23 protein-coding genes are annotated in these 20,030 nt (G+C 40.7%); 10 read left to right on the top strand and 13 right to left on the bottom strand.

Annotated features, from left to right (window positions below):
- Positions 1-62: 62 nt before the first annotated feature.
- Both HHO41_RS00490 and HHO41_RS00485 read left to right on the top strand, forming a co-directional pair.
- The gene (locus HHO41_RS00490) at positions 63-1,334 is read left to right on the top strand and encodes an ATP-binding protein (protein WP_169094863.1); all 1,272 of its coding nucleotides are present in this window, start codon (positions 63-65) and stop codon (positions 1,332-1,334) included.
- Positions 1,335-1,339: 5 nt separating this feature from the next.
- Positions 1,340-2,368, top strand: a complete 1,029-nt coding sequence (locus HHO41_RS00485; protein WP_248278326.1) for a response regulator — start codon at positions 1,340-1,342, stop codon at positions 2,366-2,368.
- A gap of 47 nt (positions 2,369-2,415) precedes the next feature.
- On the opposite strand, the gene HHO41_RS00480 is transcribed toward HHO41_RS00485, so the two are convergent.
- Positions 2,416-3,642 carry an SGNH/GDSL hydrolase family protein gene (locus HHO41_RS00480; RefSeq protein ID WP_169094861.1) on the bottom strand — a complete coding sequence of 409 codons (1,227 nt, stop codon included), beginning with the start codon at positions 3,640-3,642 and terminating at the stop codon, positions 2,416-2,418.
- Positions 3,643-3,956: 314 nt separating this feature from the next.
- Here HHO41_RS00480 and HHO41_RS00475 point away from each other — a divergent pair, with 314 nt between their 5' ends.
- A complete protein-coding gene (locus tag HHO41_RS00475; protein WP_169094860.1) occupies positions 3,957-4,247 on the top strand; it encodes a c-type cytochrome in 291 nt (96 codons plus the stop codon).
- Between the two features lie 200 nt (positions 4,248-4,447).
- Positions 4,448-4,900, top strand: a complete 453-nt coding sequence (locus HHO41_RS00470) for a DUF6376 family protein (protein WP_169094859.1) — start codon at positions 4,448-4,450, stop codon at positions 4,898-4,900.
- A gap of 354 nt (positions 4,901-5,254) precedes the next feature.
- On the opposite strand, the gene HHO41_RS00465 is transcribed toward HHO41_RS00470, so the two are convergent.
- The 10 genes from HHO41_RS00465 to HHO41_RS00420 all read right to left on the bottom strand — a co-directional run bounded on the left by HHO41_RS00465 (position 5,255) and on the right by HHO41_RS00420 (position 13,467).
- The gene (locus HHO41_RS00465) at positions 5,255-5,698 is read right to left on the bottom strand and encodes a hypothetical protein (RefSeq protein WP_169094858.1); all 444 of its coding nucleotides are present in this window, start codon (positions 5,696-5,698) and stop codon (positions 5,255-5,257) included.
- A gap of 195 nt (positions 5,699-5,893) precedes the next feature.
- Positions 5,894-6,511, bottom strand: a complete 618-nt coding sequence (locus tag HHO41_RS00460) for a tetratricopeptide repeat protein (RefSeq protein WP_169094857.1) — start codon at positions 6,509-6,511, stop codon at positions 5,894-5,896.
- 189 nt (positions 6,512-6,700) lie between these two features.
- Entirely contained in the window at positions 6,701-7,381 is a 681-nt protein-coding gene (locus HHO41_RS00455; protein WP_169094856.1) for a transaldolase family protein, read from the bottom strand.
- Positions 7,382-7,453: 72 nt separating this feature from the next.
- Positions 7,454-7,816, bottom strand: coding sequence for a PTS glucitol/sorbitol transporter subunit IIA (locus HHO41_RS00450; RefSeq protein ID WP_169094855.1), 363 nt, complete (start codon positions 7,814-7,816; stop codon positions 7,454-7,456).
- A gap of 137 nt (positions 7,817-7,953) precedes the next feature.
- The gene (srlE, locus tag HHO41_RS00445) at positions 7,954-8,985 is read right to left on the bottom strand and encodes a PTS glucitol/sorbitol transporter subunit IIB (RefSeq protein ID WP_169094854.1); all 1,032 of its coding nucleotides are present in this window, start codon (positions 8,983-8,985) and stop codon (positions 7,954-7,956) included.
- A 20-nt stretch (positions 8,986-9,005) separates the two neighbouring features.
- Complete coding sequence (srlA, locus tag HHO41_RS00440; protein WP_169094853.1) at positions 9,006-9,557, bottom strand: PTS glucitol/sorbitol transporter subunit IIC; 552 nt, start codon at positions 9,555-9,557, stop codon at positions 9,006-9,008.
- A gap of 25 nt (positions 9,558-9,582) precedes the next feature.
- A complete protein-coding gene (locus HHO41_RS00435; RefSeq protein ID WP_211170988.1) occupies positions 9,583-10,029 on the bottom strand; it encodes a transcriptional regulator GutM in 447 nt (148 codons plus the stop codon).
- A gap of 27 nt (positions 10,030-10,056) precedes the next feature.
- Complete coding sequence (locus HHO41_RS00430; protein WP_169094852.1) at positions 10,057-11,979, bottom strand: BglG family transcription antiterminator; 1,923 nt, start codon at positions 11,977-11,979, stop codon at positions 10,057-10,059.
- A 100-nt stretch (positions 11,980-12,079) separates the two neighbouring features.
- On the bottom strand, positions 12,080-12,880 hold the full coding sequence (locus HHO41_RS00425) for an SDR family oxidoreductase (RefSeq protein WP_169094851.1): 801 nt from the start codon (positions 12,878-12,880) through the stop codon (positions 12,080-12,082).
- A 296-nt stretch (positions 12,881-13,176) separates the two neighbouring features.
- Positions 13,177-13,467 (bottom strand): hypothetical protein, encoded by a 291-nt coding sequence (locus HHO41_RS00420; RefSeq protein ID WP_169094850.1) that lies wholly within the window; start codon positions 13,465-13,467, stop codon positions 13,177-13,179.
- A gap of 284 nt (positions 13,468-13,751) precedes the next feature.
- Between HHO41_RS00420 and HHO41_RS00415 the strand changes: the two genes are divergently transcribed.
- From HHO41_RS00415 to HHO41_RS00400, 4 genes are all read left to right on the top strand, one after another.
- Positions 13,752-14,126 (top strand): tumor necrosis factor receptor family protein, encoded by a 375-nt coding sequence (locus tag HHO41_RS00415; protein ID WP_248278311.1) that lies wholly within the window; start codon positions 13,752-13,754, stop codon positions 14,124-14,126.
- Positions 14,116-14,682: an MltG/YceG/YrrL family protein gene (locus HHO41_RS00410; RefSeq protein ID WP_169094849.1), complete on the top strand. Its 567-nt coding sequence runs from the start codon at positions 14,116-14,118 to the stop codon at positions 14,680-14,682. Before HHO41_RS00415 ends, HHO41_RS00410 begins: the two co-directional genes overlap by 11 nt.
- Before the next feature lie 315 nt (positions 14,683-14,997).
- On the top strand, positions 14,998-15,408 hold the full coding sequence (locus HHO41_RS00405) for a DUF5655 domain-containing protein (RefSeq protein ID WP_169094848.1): 411 nt from the start codon (positions 14,998-15,000) through the stop codon (positions 15,406-15,408).
- 172 nt (positions 15,409-15,580) lie between these two features.
- The gene (locus HHO41_RS00400; RefSeq protein ID WP_169094847.1) at positions 15,581-16,681 is read left to right on the top strand and encodes a GerAB/ArcD/ProY family transporter; all 1,101 of its coding nucleotides are present in this window, start codon (positions 15,581-15,583) and stop codon (positions 16,679-16,681) included.
- A gap of 154 nt (positions 16,682-16,835) precedes the next feature.
- Here the strand turns inward: HHO41_RS00400 and HHO41_RS00395 are convergent, their stop codons facing one another.
- A complete protein-coding gene (locus HHO41_RS00395; RefSeq protein ID WP_169094846.1) occupies positions 16,836-17,525 on the bottom strand; it encodes a VTT domain-containing protein in 690 nt (229 codons plus the stop codon).
- Between the two features lie 249 nt (positions 17,526-17,774).
- Between HHO41_RS00395 and HHO41_RS00390 the strand changes: the two genes are divergently transcribed.
- Together HHO41_RS00390 and HHO41_RS00385 are read left to right on the top strand one after the other, a co-directional pair.
- Complete coding sequence (locus HHO41_RS00390) at positions 17,775-18,344, top strand: glucosaminidase domain-containing protein (RefSeq protein WP_169094845.1); 570 nt, start codon at positions 17,775-17,777, stop codon at positions 18,342-18,344.
- Positions 18,345-18,556: 212 nt separating this feature from the next.
- Positions 18,557-18,757, top strand: a complete 201-nt coding sequence (locus HHO41_RS00385) for an acyltransferase (RefSeq protein ID WP_169094844.1) — start codon at positions 18,557-18,559, stop codon at positions 18,755-18,757.
- 105 nt (positions 18,758-18,862) lie between these two features.
- Here the strand turns inward: HHO41_RS00385 and galE are convergent, their stop codons facing one another.
- Positions 18,863-19,873 carry a UDP-glucose 4-epimerase GalE gene (gene galE, locus HHO41_RS00380; protein WP_169094843.1) on the bottom strand — a complete coding sequence of 337 codons (1,011 nt, stop codon included), beginning with the start codon at positions 19,871-19,873 and terminating at the stop codon, positions 18,863-18,865.
- Between the last annotated feature and the right edge of the window lie 157 nt (positions 19,874-20,030).

The raw sequence follows: 20,030 nt of genomic DNA, 5'->3' as shown, positions 1-20,030 counted from the left end.
AGACATAAATCAATGTCCATCTATATATCCCGTTACGCTTCACTACCAAGGAGATGGCAAAAATGAAGCAAAGAATGTTACTTTACATCGCAATGATGATCGCGGTCCCGCTTGCTGGAGAATTGAAGTTATATCCATTTGAAGGTAATGTACGAGTCAGCCTCGGAACCCCAGTCTTCTTTTTATTTTTACTGTGGTCGCGTCAGCTTCAACCAGTTCTTTCAGGAATGCTTGCTGGAGTTTCAGTTGTTCTGTTTCGCATCACCTTGCGAATCTTTTTCGACGACATGAGCTTCGCCGACGCACTTGAACGACATTTCCCAGTTTTCTTCTATTATTTTGTCTTTGCAACCATGTTCCATTTTTTAAAATTAAAACAGCTACACAATCGTCCCTTATTAATTGGTATATATGGCGTCCTGATGGAAATTGGGGCGACGCTAACCGAAATGGGAATTCGTTCCTTTACTTCACACCAACACATGACCCTTGATACGGCGTTTACGATTATGGTTATCGCCTTTATCCGCAGTTTTTTCGTATTAGGTTTTTTCAACCTCTTGGTGCTAAGGGAATCTCGGATTGCTGAGTCAGTACAACGCCTCCGCAACGAGGAAATGCTTGTGCAAATCTCCAATGTGTATGTTGAAATGATTCAGTTGAAGAAAACCATGCAAAATACCGAGCAGCTCACCAGTTCAGCTTATAGCTTTTACCGCGAACTGAAAGCCGCAGAACAGCACGATTTTGCCAAAACTGCCCTAAAGTTTGCTGGAGAAATTCATGAAATTAAAAAGGACAACCAACGGATTTATGCAGGTCTGTCCAAGTTAATGGCAAAGGAAAAACTGGCAAATTTTATGCCAATTAATAAAATATTCGATGTCATTATGACTGGGAATGAACGATATGCCGCCATGCTTGAAAAAAAAATTAGCATTAACGCTAATATTCTTGGCATTCACCCAAGCTATAACACGTTTACTATCTTGACGATGATCAACAATTTGGTGGCCAATGCCGTCGAGGCGATTGATTCGAAAGGAGAAATTATTATTGGGGCAAAAATCGACCTCGATATGCTCATGCTTCAGGTGATGGATGATGGTCCCGGGATCAGCGAGCGAAATCAAGAATTAATTTTCACACCTGGCTTTACAACAAAGTTCGATAATGCCGGTAAAGCCTCTACAGGAATTGGCCTTTCGTATGTAAAGGATACGATTGAAAAAATTGGCGGGACGATTATCTTGGATAGCAATGAACAAGATAACCACTTCAGAACCATATTCACGATTTTCCTTCCAATCGATAAATTAGTGGAGAGAGGATGAGACGGATGCGTTTTTTTATCGTAGATGATTCTGCACCGATTCGGGCGATGCTGGCCAATATTATTGAAGACGAAGATTTAGGACAAGTAAGCGGAGAAGCTGAGGATGGCTCTGAAGTATATGCCGATGTTCTTGCAGCCAAGGGAATTGATATTTTGCTGATTGATTTGCTCATGCCGAACCGTGATGGGATTGAAACGGTTCGCGAAATTGCTCCTTCTTTTCTAGGAAAAATCATTATGATTTCTCAGGTTGAATCAAAGGATTTGATTGGTGAAGCGTATGCACTAGGCGTTGAGTACTATATTACAAAGCCCATCAATCGACTTGAGGTTGTCAATATCATCAAGAAAGCTTCCGAACACCTGCTACTACAAAAATCAATCCAGCAAATTCAAAACTCACTAAGCGGACTCGGCCTGCAGCAAGGCGGTATTCCCTCTCCTTCGATGGGGATGAATCGCACTGGAATAGGTAAGACACATGCACCAGGTGTAGGAACGGGAGCCGGCGGAGGACTAGGCGGCTTAAGTCGCGGAACAATTAACAATCCTTCAAGTGAAATGTACACAATCATCAATTCAGGCAAAAACGCTTTGTTGGAACTTGGCGTTATCGGCGAGAGCGGCAATAAGGATTTACTAGATATTTTAAGCGTGATATATCAGCATGAAACAGAAGGTACCAGGGCTGTGCCTTCATTGAAGGATTTATACGTATCAATCGTAAAAAAGCGCCTTGGCGAGCACATAACAGAGACTGATATTAAAAAAGAAATAAAAGCTGGTGAACAACGGATTCGCCGCACAATTCACCAAGCCTTCGATCACATTGCTGCACTTGGTGTAACTGACTATACGAATCCTAAATTTGAGCATTATGCCTCGACCTTCTTTGATTACTCTCAAGTTCGGTTAAAAATGCTCGAGCTGCAAGGAAAAGGTGGCCATACTGGAACACCACCACGTATCAACATCAAAAAATTCATCCAAGCACTCTATATGGAAGCAAAAGAAATTGCTTCTACACACTAAAGCGGTGGGGGACAGTCCCCCACCGCTTTAGTGCATTAAAATCATAATTATATGCTTTCGTTTCGTTTTTGGTGATATTGTTGGATTCCGAATGTAATCATCCCAATGAACGCTAAGGCTAGTCCAATGACTAGGTAGTTGTAAACTGGTGTTGCAGTATCTGGTAGCTCACTTCCAGAAGTAAGCACCTTAGCCTGTGCCTTTACTGGAGTAGGCTTTGGCGTTTCTGCCTTAGGCTGTTCAGCAGCCGGTGGCTGTGGTGTTGGGTTTTCCTTTGGCCCATCAGTTGGTGGGTTTTCACCTGGTTGTTCGCCTGGATTTTCACCTGGCTCTTCAACTGGTGGCTCCTCTTCATCTGGTGGTGTCTGTGAGCAGCCTTCTGGCTCTTCAACTGGATCATTATTACAACCATGGCATGGGTTTTTATCTTCATCTGGCTCTTCAGTAGGCAAGCTAGCAATAACATTATCTGCTAATTTCGCTAAAGCTTTGTGGCCTGCCACAGTTGGATGGATATCCCCAGGAATAATAAATGCTGCTGGGTTTGCATTAATAGTCGCGTACGCATTCACGACTTCCGCTCCACTGATGCTTCCAACCTCATTAATTACATTATTAACTCTCGGAAGCTGCGACTCTACAAAACTATGTAACTCTGTCAGTTTACCACCAAGTGCTGCGTCTAAAGCAGGATCCACAACAATTGGATTGTATAAATTGTAAAGAATGATTGGTGCATCAGCCTGTGTATCAGTCGTAGTGACGATTGTTGACAAAGTCATTTTATACGTGCTCAATTGCTCTTCAGTTAGTGGAGTAAGTGGGTTTTCGGCAAAAATCTTCGCAAGATCGCCATTTGCAATTGCTGCTTGTAATGTTGCTTGATCTTTTGCGATTGGTTGCAATTTTTTTAATAACACACCCACACCCGTTGCACCCAAGAAATCATTGCTGCCGATATTAATAGTGACTACATCTGCTTGCTTAGCTTTATTACTGAAATTTATTATATCACCAACAATTGCTGAGCCTAAATCTGCAGTTGTCGCACCGACACCTCCAAATTTATCTACTTTACAAACGTTAGCAATATAGTCTGGAAAAGCTGTAGTTGATGGTGGTGGATAACCAAACGTAATTGAATCACCCAGTGCAACTACTTTTAATTTTTCATCTTTAGGTGGAACTGTTTCTTCTGCAAATGCGAATCCTGCAAAAATGGCGTTAAATAATACCATTAGTGCAAAGATTATCGACAATCTTCTAGACTTCAAAACTCTTCCTCCTTACGTAAAGCTTGTTTTATAGGTAATCGACCTCATTATATTTTGATAAATCTTAATATTCAATAAATTCTCTTCTACAAAATTCGCACCTATTCCTAATAGAATTCGTTTTTTATGCAAAAACACATGTGAAAATCTGCCATAAACTGCAGTCCGATGCTTATTCTCGACTATTACAACCTTCGACAAGCTTCCTGTAACCATTGTCTATTCCTGATAGAATTTTTTATTTTTTGCATGAGATGGCTTGATTTTACAAATAACTAATTTTACAAATTATGATGAATTGGGAGGCGAGTAGAATGAAACTGGTTTTTAAATTGGGAATCATCTCACTATTGTTTCTTGCAGGCTGCGGAAATGACCAGGCAGGTAACCCAACCGATCCGGAAAGCCTTTATAATAAAAGCTGTGTCGGCTGTCATGGTGCAGATTTAAAGGGTGCATCGGGCCCGGCGGTTACGAACTTGGCTGATAAATATACCGAGGACGAGCTTCAGACACTGATTATGGAAGGAAAAGGAATGATGCCAGGTAATCTTTTATCAGAGGCGGAAGCCCAGAAAGTTAGCGAGTGGCTGTTGACGAAATAAGATCGATGGATATATGGAATTTGCAGGCTTCAACAGCCTGTCTGGAGAGCATTTGCTGCTCTCTTTTTTTATAAAAATTAATCCTTTGTTTCGCAATTATGTTAAATCCCTTGAAAACAGCCACACGAATATTCCAAATACTGTTACAATATAATGGAATGCTTTGGCACTTATTGAAAAAATAAGGAGGGAATCTCGTTGTGAAAAAATGGGTTATGATTGTGTTGGCAGGAGTTTTGCTACTGTTCACTCTTAGTGGTTGTAATCTTGTTAATGAGGCGAAAAATACTATCACCTACGTCGATCAAGCGATTGGTTTTATTAATACAGCAACTGATTTTGCCAACGATGCACCGCCACTCGCCGAGCGGGCCGTTAATGATACCCAAGCTGCTAAAGACCTCGAGGCAATGCTGCTTGATATGAAGCAGGAAATTGAAGAGTTTAATAGTCTGCAACCGCCCGAAGTCGCCGCAGATTTACACCAACAAATCGTTGACAAAAACACGGTTGTGCTAAATGGTATCAATCTTTATTTAGATAGCATCAAGGACGGTAAGCTCGACCCTGCTATTCTAGAAAATACCGAACTGTTCCAAACGATCAACGACATGTCAGACCTCATCGACCAACTCCAGCAGCTGGGAAAATAGGGAGCTTGAAATAATCTTTGTGGAGTGAGTTGAGCAGAACGTGTATTTTCTATGAAAGTTAATTCCCCCTGAATCTTAGGTTGGGTTTTGACCTTATGAAAGGCTCATAAGACCATTTCTCTTGATTTTGGTTTGGGTTTTGACCTTATGAAAGGCTCATAAGACCATTTCTCTTGATTTTGGTTTGGGTTTTGACCTTATGAAAGGCTCATAAGACCATTTCTCCGGAACTTGGGATGAGTTTTGACCTTATGAAATCTCCATATGGTCATTTCTTCAAAAATAAAAAAACAAAAGCCAGCTTCACGCAATCGAACATTGCGAATGATAGCTGGCTTTGTTTTTTTATAAGGTTTAGTACTTTTCGCTACTTACTTCTTTGCTATTTTGGAGGTCTATTTGATAGGTGTCACCCTTAGGGACTATGGCAAATTCGATAACACCCTTGATATCCTGATTTTTATATGTAGATTTCATACCAACTCGTACCTTGTAATTCTTTTTGCCATCCTTCTTCACGGACATGATTTCATACGACTTAATCTTGTACTCCGTTGTAAAAATTTCTGCCTTCTTTGATTCAGCCCATTCACTCTTTGTGAACTTCGGCTCGTGAATCATTGAATACATTTTTTCCCATTTCTCACCCTTGGAATATTCCACATATTCCTTAACGACTTTCTCAACTTTTTCCTCTGGGCCCGCAGACTTATTAGCCTTCGAAACCGTTTCCTCAATTGCAGAACAGCCTACCAGAGAAAGCAACATAAGCACAGTCACAATTAATAATTTCTTCATCGCGGTCAGTATCCTTCCTCCAGATTTTTTAGTAGACTTACAAGCCTACACAGTATTCTGTTAAAATTTTACCACATGCCCACTATGAATTTACAATAAATTATGAATATTTAGATAAAATAAAAAATGCTAAATTTCGCCATAAAAAGGCTCGGTTTAAAAAAACTTCTGGTAACCCGAGCTGCATTTCATTCTTTAAAAATAAATATGTAACACATCATCGGAGTGAATCTTTCCCCACTCAATCTCCTTCATTAAGTAATTGCGACCGATCGGAATGTAATAGGAGCCGTCGTATTGAATTTGATCATCAGTAGATTTTTGATATTTTTGGAGCACATGTGGATGTGTACCATTTTTCGAAATAAATGAATGATAGATTTCGGCAAAAGGTAAAAGCTGAGGATTTTCTCGCAATTGTATATCAGATAAATCAATCAACGAATGAGCTGTATGTCTGGGTGTGTTCGGGTAAACATAGATGATAAAAGCTGATGCCCGTGGCAATGAGTCCAAAAATCCATCCGAAAACGCGTCCTGCTGAATTTTCAAATGACATGGCAGTTGGTTGTCTATAATGAATTTTTCTATCGGAGTAATTTGCAAATGCATGGCGGCCGCGTAGCACCGTAATGCCAAGCCTTGATCCTTTAATAAATGTGCAATCTTCCCCAACTTCATAAACGTAGCGCTATTTGACGGATCCATCTCCACCGCCTTAAAAAATAGGTTCTTTGCGCTGATGAAATCCCCTGCCTTCTTCAGCACTTCGCCCTGTTCCAATAATTGGTCAACAGCACTTCTTCTCATCACACTCTTCCCTGCCTTTTTATGAAGCATTATTCAAAACTTTCACAACTATTATTATAGCGCAATTATTTATAAGCTATTTTGGCGAGTTTTTACAAAAAAACTAAGACATTATTTGGCAGCGATGTTTTTTATGCATGAAAAAAAGCTCCAATTCCATGGAGCCTGCAAGTTTGCGAAAGTATGACGTAATTATATAAGGATTAATGTTTCTTGATTTTCACCATAAAGCCCTTTCCATTCGGCCTTAAATGTCTGTACATCCGTTTTTGTGGCAGGAAAGTCGATGAATTTCTCGATTAAATCAGGACCGACTGTTACCGTTTGCGTTCCAGCAAGACATACATCACGAACCTGCTGAACATTTTTAAAGCTGGCGGCAATGATTTCCGTCTCGAGCCCGTAAGCCTTAAAAATTGTCGCAATTTCGCTCACGACTTTGACCCCATCGATTGTTAAATTGTCCATGCGATTGACGTATGGAGCAACGTATTTTGCCCCAGCCATTGCCGCGATCAGTGCTTGAAATGAGGTATAAATCGTTGTGGCCAGCGTTGGGATATTTTCTTCAGTTAGCAGTTTAATGGCACGGATGCCTTCTTCGGTAACTGGAATTTTCATCACAACTTTACCAGATAATTGGCTCATAATGAACTTTGCTTCTTCAATCATTTCCTCAGCTGTATTTCCTAAAACTTGAACAAATATTTCTTTTTCCGAACCAATGATAGCTTGAATTTCCTGCAACACTGGTAAATAAGGGCGATTTTCTTTTACAAGAATCGAAGGATTGGTCGTTACGCCAGCAATAGGATAATACTTGTTTAAGTAGGCAATTTTGCTAGTGTCAGCACTATCAATATAGAGTCTCATATTTATTATCTCCTCCTTAGTCATCAATAGAACTAGGCTTAATCGTAGTTGATTAAGCCTTCCGGACTCATTTTACTTGATGATTTTAAGTTCTGTTCCAAGCCCAAGCTCAGGAATCTCTTTGTTTTCTAAATAAAGTGTGCCAGGTAATTCTGGAGATGTTGAACCATCAAAACGTAGCGTAATATGGCCAAGAGAAGAAAGATTTTTTTGAACAAGACCACCAACAGATGTGATCGCAAATTCTTGATCATCGATCAATAACTTTTGACCTGCTTCGATTTCACCGTCTACTCCAACTACTTCAATATTATAACAATAATCCTTCAGATCCTGAGGAGCATCATTGCCGAATAAAATGAACATTTTTTCTTCTAAAAAGCTATCTGCCATTGGCCCAATGCTTTTAATTTTGTTTTCATAAATTGTTTTCATAGCATTTTGTACACACCAACGCGTGCACTCCCAACCTCCATTCAAAGCTGCATTTAAAAATTATGATATTTGTTCGTTCAAACAATTTGTTTAAATTCCGCCTCGAGCACTAGGCTCGAAGCGGTGCAAGAATCAAATTATCCGTTGTATAAGCCAAAGCTAGCTAGCCAAGCAACGAAAACCCGCGGGACCCCGATTAAGAAACGGGAATACAAAACGGATGGAACCCCAACTTCAACTGTTTCAGCTTCAGCATCAGCAAGACCAAGACCTACTGGAATAAAGTCACAAGCATTTTGTGTGTTAATGGCGAAAAGTGCTGGTAATGCAAGGTTTGGCGGAACGTTACCCTTACCGATTTCGACCCCGATTAAGGTCCCGATAACTTGGGCGATAACTGCACCTGGTCCAAGTAGTGGCGATAAGAACGGTAGTGAACAAACAAAACCGATTAAGAGTAAGCCCCAAATATTACCCGCAAGTGGTGACATCGCTTTGGCGAATACATCACCGATCCCAGAGCCTTGGATAATTCCGATTAGCAGCGAAACGAAAGCCATAAACGGAATAATCGTATTGATCATTGTTTGCACAGCTTCACGGGCTGCTTGGTAGAACGTATTGATAACTTTACCTGCGCCTAAACCAAATTTTGTGATAATGCTTTTGTTTTGGCTTGCTGCTAATGTTTGTGAAATCTTCTTATCAGTGCTATATTTGTACTCTTTTTCAGGCTCGTGCTTTTGAATTGGTTCTGCCGCTGCAGCCACATACTCATCGGCAGTACCGACAGCCTCAGTTGCTTGAATTTGATCTACACCAACATCAGAAACGTAAATATCTTCCGTAATATATTTCGCCAATGGACCTGTTTTTCCAGTCGGCATGATGTTGACAGTTGGAATCCGTTTCTGTGGATAAATTCCACAGCGTAATGTACCACCGCAGTCGATGATTGCCAAAAAAATCGTTTCATCTGGAACGCTTGTTTTGAAACCATTTACGGCTTCAGCTCCAGTTAGCTTTACAATTTTATCAACGATATCAGGCTTTGCACCTCCACCCGTAATGTAAACGATTTTATTTTTCTGTGAGGTAGGAGTAATGACAAGCGGACCACCAAAGCCACCACTGCCCTTTACAATTTTAATCGAACGATATTGTGCCATCTGTTAAACCTCCTCTATATTTAGTGATGGAATGTCACTTCTGTTTTTAATTTAACACCTTGTTGCTTTTCAACAATTTTCGTTGTCCAGTCAGTAATCCAACCAGCAAAAAAGTTCATCACTAATCCGACTAGAAGGTAACGGACAGCAAGCTCAGCAGTACTAAAGCCAAGTTGTTCAATACCTGCAGCAATTCCTAAGAAAATAAATAACTCTCCTGGATTGATATGTGGAAATAAACCATTACTTGTATGACAGAAATATGCACCTGAAGCATAATAACTAGGCTTATATTTTTCTGGTAAAAAGCGACCTAATGAGAGCGCCATTGGGTTACCAAGCATAAATGAACCTACAAACGGCAGAACCATGTATCGTAACAGTGGGTTTTTTGCTGATGCCATTGCCAAGCGATTGATTCGCTTTTCCCCAATTAATTGAATCAGCGTATTCATCGCTACTAATAAAAGTAAGACAACCGGGACAATCCCCTTCATCCAAGAAATAAACACATCTGCACCGGTTTTAAATAAGTTCATAAAGCCTTCAGCAAAAACAATAATAAAATCCATTCCTCTCACCTCTTATTTTGCTTTTTTATTTTTTATTAGCCACATGTTCGGCCTTTACCATCATTCGTCTGAAGAGGCTGCTCTTTTCTGGAATGGTTCCGCCGCTCATGATGATCTTATAGTTACTTACTGCATCGAAGATCGCCAATCGTAACAACTTATTGCAATGGGCCATGTCTTCGGCTTTCAGATTGCGAATATTTTTATCCGCAAAACCGGTTAAATCCTTAAAGGTAGCCAAGACTGTAACCCCTTGCATTTTTTTGGCCTTCAAGATTTTCCCGCTATTGGATACAGCAAACATGACAATCGTTCCAGAGCGGATTCTTCCTGGTTTTTTTCCGATCGCCACCTTGCCTATCTTTCTTAGCTCCCCATAAGCCTTCGTAAAATGCTTCAATTGCAGAAAGCCCAAGCCCATTTGCACTAAGAAGGCAGCGGCGATAAAAATCATAATGATATAGATTTGCATAAGTTCACTTCCTTCCTATTTTTCCACCTATGTTTGGCTCGCATTCTCAAGGAGTTTTGAAAATTCCTGATAACTAATAGTGTTAGCTAATTGGGCAACCAGCTGTTTATCGGTAGCAATCTTAATGATTTCGTCGTAAATCTTCACCAACAAACTGGCATCATAATCAGTTGATTTTGGAATTCCTAACAAAAACACCAACTTGATTTCATTCTCATTAGCAATCACACTTTCTGGAAAAACACCTATTGCCAGCTCCACATGATCCGATGCAAGGTTGGAAGTATGCGGTAAAGCAATATATTGATCAAAAGCCATTGAGCCTTTTTCCTCACGCTTCTCTAACCGTTCTTTAAATCCAGAATCGTAATAACCGTTGTTGACCATTTCATCAACCATCTCACAGACATTTTCCTGATAGCTTGTCCGACTGTCTAAAATAAAGAATTTATCATGGCTCGTTAATAATCTAATAATCGAATTATGATTACCGTTTTCTTTAAGCCTAAATTTCTGTAAATACGTGACCTTTTCGATTTGCTGCGAAACGCTGCGTTCATCAAAAATCTCATTCACCGTTATGGTCGGCGTGATCGTATCGATTGCAAGCTTCACAGTTGTAAAGACCATGTCGTATTGATCCAACAGCTCTTTTGTTACTTCAATTTCGGAAAATACATCAATTTCTGTGTTATAACTTAATACCCGTTGCAATTGCATTGATACAAGCTTGGCTGTGCCTCTTCCCGTACCGCAGATGACGGCAACACGGCGTAACGTTTTAGCTTTCAATTCAGTTTGCGCGATAAACACGCCAAAATAAAACGCTAAATAACCAAGTTCATCAATGGAAGGAACCAGACCAAATTCTTTTTCAACCACTTTCCCGGCAATTTCAGCCATCTTTAAGGCAACTGGATATTTCTCCTTTACATCATCCAGAATCGGATTTTTGATGCGGACATTAAACATCAGTCGGTTAATCATGAACGTTAAGTGATATTGCAAATCCTTGAATAGCGTTTCGTTCTCGAGCATGATTTCTTTTTCAAAGCCAACCTGCTCTAATATCGTATCTAGAAGCTGAACAATTTCCTCTGTTATCGCAATATCGGCCATAGTTCGATTGTTTGTTGGTGTCCTTCTTCCGGCAATTGGTATCGTAATGAATACAACCTCAGCTTCTGGAATCGAGATAGGCAGTGTATTCTGGATTGCCGCCACAATTTCTAAGGCAATCTTATGTTCCTGAGTGCCTAATAGTTTGTTAAACTTTTCATTCATGGCCTCAATTGGGTGATTTTTCACGACCCGGTCGAGCATGACAATGACTGAATGCATCAGTCTCGTTAACGTCGTAGCTTCCAAATCATGTTTGCGGGCAACCCGAATGATTTCTGCCTTAATATCCTCGTCTAATGGATAAGCTCCGTATAAATAATCGTAAACATTTTCTAAAATAAAGAAGCGTAAATCGAGCTCATTGCCGCTCAAATACATCCCGCTATTTTGCTTGCCTTGAATGAACAAATTATAGGATTCCAAGGCCACTGACGCTTTTTTTAGTTCGTTTACGAGCGTGGTTCGACCTATGTTCATCAGAAAGGCTAATTCATCCAAGGTGTTGGGACCATCATGATTAATCAAACGCTCGATAATGAAAGCGATCCGTTTTTGCGGAGAATCCTGGACTATTTTTTCCGAAAGCAGCTTCTCCATCAAGTCTTCAAACTTTTGTAGATGGCTGACTTGCAAATGAAAGCCTTTGCCCTTTTCATTTTCTAAAAAAGCAATATCACTTAAGTCGCTATTGATTTGCTTAATATAGTTGCGAATGGTTCGCGTGCTAACTCCTACCTGCTCAGCAAGATAGTCAAGTGTACAGAAAGGCTTTTTTCTAGCTAGTTCAATAATCTTGATAACCTTCTCATCCATCAAAAAATCGGACATGATCCCACCACCTTTCCTAGCTGAATGTATTCGTTGATTAGCGTTCATGAATGAAGTTCATTATGCAAAGGTGACTGCCAGACTTAGCTTGTACTACAACCTAACCGCGTGATTTTCCGCCGGAAATGTTAACAGTCGTGCCTGTAATATAGCTAGAACGCTCAGATGCTAAATAGGCAACTAATTGACCAACTTCGGTTAATTTTCCTTCACGACACAGCGGAATCGACTTGCTGTAATCGGTATTAAGCCCGTCCACGGTCACACCGCGAGTGTAGGCCAGCGCTTCATTATAAGCATCTGTTCTTAATCCTGTTGTTTCCATAATTCCCGGCGCAATTGCCACCACTCGAATATTGTATTTACCTAATTCCTTTGCCCATGCTCTCGTGAATGAAATAACAGCACCTTTTGTTGCTGAATAACAGCTTTGTCCTGCTGATCCTTCTTGACCTGCTTCTGAAGCTACGTTAACGATCACACCGTAATTTTGTTTAACCATTTCTTTTGCTGCAGCTTGTGAACAGAGGAATGGTCCCTTTTGATTCACAGCTACCATAAAATCAAAATCCCTCTCGCTCAGTTCATATTCCGGTCTTTCACCCTTTACATCCACTAATAGCCGCGGTAAATTAACACCGGCGTTGTTGACAAGGATGTCAACGCTACCAAATAACTCAACCGTTTTTGCAACCATTTGATCGACACTTGCTTTATTGGTTACATCACATTTTAAAAAATAGGTCCCCTCTTCCCCGCTACCTTCTTCGACATTTAAATCTGAGATGACCACTTGTGCACCATTGTTCTTTAGCTCTTGGGCAATATGTAAACCAATCCCTGAAGCACCACCTGTAACAATAGCGACTTTACCTTCCAGTTCAAGCCAAGCACTACTCAATGCTTTTCCTCCTCATCCTGCACAAAAGCAATGTATTTATTTATGTTTTCAGTATATTGATTATGAAAACAATAATTAATACATTCTTTTTCACATCGACATGAAAAGGTTTGCACGAATGGTTTATTACAGTTAAATTCCCCAATTTTGGTAAATTACAATTGAGTACGTCTGTTAAATCGTTATGTTTTTTTGTTATTTTACAATAATATATTATTTGCTCAGTATTGAACATAAGAGACGACAAAAAACCAGTTCGTTTCTATATTAAAGAAAGAACTGGCTTTTTAAGATTGTTAATCATCACTGCCCCCGCCGGAATCACCGCTGTCAGATGAGTCACCTCCATCATTGTCGTTGTCATTATCATCATTATCGTCCCTGTCGTCATCATCATAGCCGTAATGGGTATGACTGCTACTGACAGCCCGGGAATGGTTCCTCGCTTTCGCCCCCGTGGCTTTAGTAGGATAAAGGATCAGCGCGACGATTACTGCAATCACTCCCCACCCTGTTTCCCCAATCACAAACAAATAAACACCAACTAACAGGACTAAAAGGCTAATAATACGAAATAATAGCTTCATTTGTGGTCCCCCTACTGTGCTTAGATTATTTAATTCTATTAAATGATATATATTCAGCTTGGCAAATTTTTATTCTAGCAAGCTCCTTTAATATTTGCGAAATGCTTTAAAGGGTCTTTGTCCACCACCTTTTATTACCTATTTATGTGTAATTTGGTCACCTTAGATTTCAGGACTTTTGTCGTGTTTTGTTATTTTTTATCGAAATGTAATCCAATTGTAATGATAATCCATGTATAATAGGACAATGTAAAAAAAATGATTTATATGGAGGATGAGCAAATATGATGGAGTGGACATTAGCCGTTTTATTCCTTGCCGCAATTACACTGTTCATTTTGTCGTTTAATAAAGCTAGACAGTCATCCAAAGACTTGCAACAGCAATTAGACCACACAACATTTTCGTTAACAGATGAGATAAATAAGCTGCAAGAGCGCATGCTCTACCTTGAACTCGATGCTGAAATTACTGAGTATGAGGCTGGCATAACCGAAGAACGTCGTCGCTTAAAGGAATCCATCGACATGAATCGTCGCGGGTACTCAAAGGAAAGCATTGCTGAGAAATTTGAGTTAACCGTTGATGAGGTCGAACGGATGCTTACACCTTACATCAAGCCAAGAACAGAAAGGGGCAAGGCTGACCATGACAGCTAAAACAATGCAAAGCTTTGCTGCTGGTATTTTGGCTGCGGCCAGTTTGATGACGGTTGTATACATGTTTGGCCCAGATGATTCAACTTCAACTTCGAATCCGAAAGTAAAGTTATCTACTAACGAAATGAAAACTGAGCTTACAGATGACGGTTATGTTATTAAGACAAAAAAAGAATGGGATGCGCAAGTTGCTGCACTTAAAGCTGCTGAAAGTAAAGCAAGCAAGGCAGAAAAAGCTGCAGATAAGGCTGAAAAGGCTGCAGACAAAGGAACTGACAAAGCAAAGGATGCTAAGAAAGACGAAGCTGATAAACAGGAGCAGCCTGCTGGTGAGCAAACCGAAAAGGTCGTGTACCGAACTGTCCTATTCGTAGCTTCTGGTATGACGAGTATCGATGTGGGTAATGCCCTTGTCCAATCGAAAATTATTCCAAATGCCCTAGAGTTTTCACAAGAAGTGGAGCGTCGTGGTTTAGCTAATAACCTCAAACCAGGGATGTACGAAATTCAAAGCGGCATGACAATGGACGAAATCATCGGAACAATATTTAAATAAAGCAGTATTAATTTTTAGCAAGTTGATTGAAGCGGAAGGCACGAAGACTCCTGCGGGAGCAGCGGGACAGGTGAGACCCCACAGGCGCTTAGGCGCCGAGGAGGCTCACCGCCCGCCCCTAAGGTGCGCGTAGTGCCTGCAGCGGAAATCAACACTTTTTTACATAGCGTTACTTAATAATCTATGAACTTTTGATGGGGAATTTTAGCAAATGTAATAAAAGTAATAGTGCAAGAATTTTAAAATGATAGAATAGAATTAAGATAAGTTGCAAGACGCATTTATCAATGAAATCAATAGAGAGGTGGGAAAGGCATGACTGATCTAGATTGCTTAGAAGAGGTGCAGACCTTTTTAGCAAATCAACCGGATCATATCACCTTGTTCCAAGCTTTAGAAAGAATGATTTCATCAATAGGACCTGCAACCGTGGAAGTTCATCATTCGCAAATATCATTTGGCACGAAAGCGCAATTTGCGTGGCTTTGGTATCCACCGTCTGAGGCAAAACGCCCGACAAATAGCATCGTTCTTAGCTTTAGTGTCGGTCGTCGATTAAAGAACAAGCGTTTTTTCGAAATCGATGAAGCCTATCCAGGACGGTTTACCCACCATGTAATCATTGAAAGTGAAGCCGATTTGAATAAAGAAGTGTTTACTTGGATTTGTGAAGCATATACGTTTTCTTTAATTCGAACACGAACAGCAACAGCAGTATCATTGTAAAATTGTTATCATTCTTAAAGACGAGAGAAATCAATTATGATTCCTCTCGTCTTTTTTTGCATGTTAGCTGATAAATACAATTTTCGTGGAATTATTTGTATGAATAGGAATATTAATGGTATTTCATCGGATAATAAAATAATCACAATCGCTGTATGTTAAGGGGTCTATTATGCTGGAAAACGGGAAAATTTCACCTATTCAATTCTCTGTATTAGTAACAATGTATTTAATAGGAAGTTCAATTCTACTATTGCCCTCAGCGTTAGCTGCAAAAGCCAGGCAAGATGCTTGGTTAGCAGCCATTATCGGAGTGGGGCTAGGTTTCCTGTTAGTGATGCTATACAATGCCTTAGCAGGCTATTATCCCAAAATGAACCTTTCTGAATACAGTGAAAAAATTCTCGGCAAATGGCTTGGAATCATTGTCTCCCTGTTTTTTTCTGGGTATTTTTTTCTCATTTCTTCGCTTGTCCTCAGGAATATTGGTGATTTTTTAGTCACCCATATGCTAGGTGAAACACCCATCCAGATTGTTGAAATCCTCATCTTATTGGTGGTGATTATTGGTCTTTATTATGGCTTGGAATCGTTTGGACGCACTTCTGAAATATTATTTCCAATTACAATTATCTTTTTTAGCTTGCTGGTTTTGCTGGTTCTTCCTCTAATAAAAATCGAACATCTGCAACCGATGCTCGAGAACGGGATTAAACCCATCATAAACGGAACGTTGCCATATATGGGCACACCCTGTATGGAACTGGTTGTATTTTTGATGATTTACCCATACGTAACAGAGGAAAAAAAAGCAAAAAAGGCCTTTTATATTGGCTACTTGATTGGCGGTATTGTTTTGATAATCATCTCACTCGTCACTGTTTTGGTGATGGGACCAGGTTTGACGGCAGCGGTTATTTATCCCACCTTTTTATTAGCCACAAAAATTAATGTTGGTGATTTTTTGCAGCGGATTGAGGCGGTGATGGCGATTCTCTGGTTTATCACGATATTCTTCAAATTGATTATTTGCTTTTATGCGACAACCGCTTGCTTTGCACATTCGATAAAATTGAAAAAGTCCCGGATTCTTTATTTCCCTTTTGGCATGATGATGATTGTTCTTTCATTAATTGCTTACCCGAATTCATCTTATTTTGTTTCGGTAATCGGTTCAATTTGGATGCCGTATGCCTCTGTATATGGTTTGTTGTTGCCGATCCTGCTACTAGTTGTGGGAAAGCTGCGTGGGGTGTCAGCGCAAGAGGGATAGTTGCGGGGCAGGTCGAAAGCCTCAATGGGCTTCACATCATCGGTGGTGTGCGTTGCTGTCGGAAAGTGGGCTTTGAGGCAAGGATAAGCCAGACATTGCGAGGAGCAACGTCTGGTTTATTTTTATAAAAATAAGAACGGAGCGGTGCTTAAAATTAAAATTCTTCGGTTTGATATTCGGAGGAGGACGATTCAAGTGTTAAGGTCTTTTTCCGTTTGCGTTTTATGATTAGGTAGATGATTAGCCCACAGGCTGCAAGTGCCAGGTAGATTCCGTTTTCCCAGGGGATGGAGAGTATGCCGAGCGAGATGGCTGACAGGAAGAAGAAATAGATGAGATTACCGATTACGGTTGCAAGGAAGAATTTCATGAAGCGGACTGAGCTGATGCCAGCAGCGATGTTGACGACGCTTGTTGGCATAAACGGCATGACTCTGCCAATGAACACGAACCAGAAGCCATTGTCATCGATTTTCTGCTCCAATCTGTCATCGACAAATTTTCCGAAGAAGTCTTGGAACCAAAAGCGTGTGAGGAAGAAGGACACAACGGCTCCGGCGATACTGACAATCCAGCTCCAAAGGTATCCGCCCGCAAAGCCGAATAATGATATATTGACGGAAATGAGCAGGATCAGTGGAATGATTGTAAACAGGTTTTGAATTGTCATTAAGAGCAGCGTGCACAGGAGGATTAGGAGCAGGCTGCTTTTTGATAGGGCGGAGACGGCATGACTGTCGCCCGAGAGCATGATGGTGATGATTTCACTTGTTTCGGTATTAAAGCCGAGCAAAAGCATTGGGATCACTAGTATAAATAGGATTATTTTCATTCTTTTGGTCACTCGCGACACCTCATCGTAAGAAAAAAATTGTTTTGTCATATCATACGAGTGCAGTTAGAAAATGAGCTAGTGAATTAACATGATTTATTGGAACGGACACCCATTTTTTGTTTATGTAGCTAGTTTGTTTTATTTTATTTGCTGATTGGCCATCCTATCTCAAAAATTTTTATTTTATGGAAAATTAATTAGACTTCGGGTCGGCTGCATATATTTTACTTTATCAATGTAGTGAAGGGGTGGAGGTTGATGTTTTTCAGCACTGGTCAAGGCGGCGGGAGCGGTGTGCCTCGGTCCTCTGCGGTTTCGATTTTAGGGCCAACATTGCTTTCCCCTAATTATCTCAATGAGTTTGCGAAGTCGTATAATCCTGAGGCGATTGAGTTAGGTGGTCTTTACGTTTTGTACGGCGAGGATTATGGAATTCGCGGTGATGTGGCGTTTGCCCAGGCGTTGCTCGAAACGGGTTATTTCAGCTTTGGCGGTGATGTTCGTTGTGATCAGTACAATTTTGCAGGTATTGGCGCGACGGGTGGGGCGTCGATTCGCGGTGCTAAGTTTGCGTCGCCCGAGGAGGGCGTGCTCGCGCACCTTCAGCATTTGTTTGCGTATGCAAGCACTGCTGCGTTGCCGAGTAGCTACCCTCAGGTGGATCCGCGCTTCACCTTCGTTTCGCGCGGTTCGGCGGTGGTTTGGACGGATTTGAATGGGAAGTGGGCGGTTCCAGGTGCGAATTACGGTCAGTCTATTTTGTCCTTGTATGGGCGCATGCTCGACTTTGCGATTAGTGATTTGCAGGTGGTGAGGCGGAGGGTTTGAGGAGCTGAGCTGAAAGGTCTACTGATATGGAATATTTCTTGTAATCATTTTTTCTATAAGACACCTTTTGTAGAAATCAAACCAGAAATGGCTCATTAAAAATATCGTCGAACTTCTTTTTGAAAAATTATCCAAATTCCGACTATATCTCCTTTTGATTTTTGATATAAAAATACTAATTGAGTTGGTGATGTTAGGGGGATTTGATTCGGATGTATTTTGAGCTATTACTAGATGCGTTATTCGGACCACGAGAAGCAATTCATGAAGTGGAATGCTCGGTTTGTGGCTTTAATGAGGTGTATTACCGTGATAGGACGACGAAAGTTACCCTTGGGCGGGCTTGTCAAAGATGTAATTTTGTGCAGAAGTTTGATTCCACCTCGACACAGCATCGAAATCGCCTAACCTGACAGGTCGTTCTCGAGTAGACATAGGGCGCTGAACATTTGAATCGCTTGCCCAGCTAAGGTTAATTTTCCACGTAAAAAGGAGGGCCAAATCGCCCTCCTTACTGATTATTCGTAACCATTCAGGTTATTCGATTGCCATCTCCAGGAATCTGCACACATTTCTTCGATTCCTTTTTCTGCACTCCATCCTAGCTCCGCTTTCGCCTTCTCCGGATCCGCATAGCACTCAGCAATATCACCAGGACGTCGGTCCACAATTGCATATGGAATTGTTTTGCCCGATGACTTTTCGAACGCCTTCACGACTTCAAGCACGCTGTAGCCGCAACCAGTTCCTAAATTGTAGGCTTCTGCACCTTTAGTGTTGACGATTTTTTCTAGCGCTTTAAGGTGGCCTTTTGCAAGGTCAACAACGTGAATATAATCTCTTACACCTGTGCCGTCGACAGTTGAATAATCGTCACCAAATACTTTAAGCTCCTGCAATTTACCGACAGCAACTTGAGTAATGAACGGCATTAAGTTATTGGGAATTCCGTTTGGATCTTCACCAATTCGGCCGCTTTCATGAGCACCAATCGGATTGAAATAACGTAACAGCGCAATGCTCCATTCGTTATCGGAAACATATAAATCACGTAAAATTTCCTCAATCATCAGCTTTGTGCGACCATATGGATTTGTTGCTCCTAACGGGAAATCCTCTGAAATCGGAACCGTCTCAGGCATTCCGTAAACAGTTGCTGAAGAGCTGAAAACTAGATTCTTTACGTTATATTTATTCATGACTTCACAGAGAACTAAAGTCCCCGTAATATTATTATGATAATATTTGAGCGGAAGCGCCACTGACTCACCAACCGCCTTTAAACCAGCAAAGTGGATGACTGCTTCGATTTGATTTTCGGCAAACACACGCTCTAAGCCGTTGCGGTCAAGCAGGTCTGTTTCGTAGAACTTGAATTCCTTGCCAGTAAGCTCCTTCACCCGCTTCATTGCTTCTGGTTTACTATTATCTAAATTATCCACTACAATTATTTCATAATCAGCGTTAAGCAGCTCCACACAAGTGTGGCTTCCAATATAACCCGCCCCGCCTGTTACTAAAATCGCCAAAACACTACCTCCCAGATTAAAAATCTCACATATGATTATATCATTAATTGGTAAACCATGGGAAGAAATGGGGAGTTGTGGACTATTTATTAGTCACACAATTCACACATTTACTAAACGGCAAACTATCTTTATTTTTATAAAATAATAATAGAAC

The sequence above is a fragment of the Bacillus sp. DNRA2 genome, from assembly GCF_012843265.1.
In the GTDB taxonomy this organism is placed as follows: domain Bacteria; phylum Bacillota; class Bacilli; order Bacillales; family Cytobacillaceae; genus Bacillus_BU.
The sequence above is the reverse complement of the archived record's forward strand: the minus strand, read 5'-3'. Positions and strand labels throughout refer to the sequence as shown.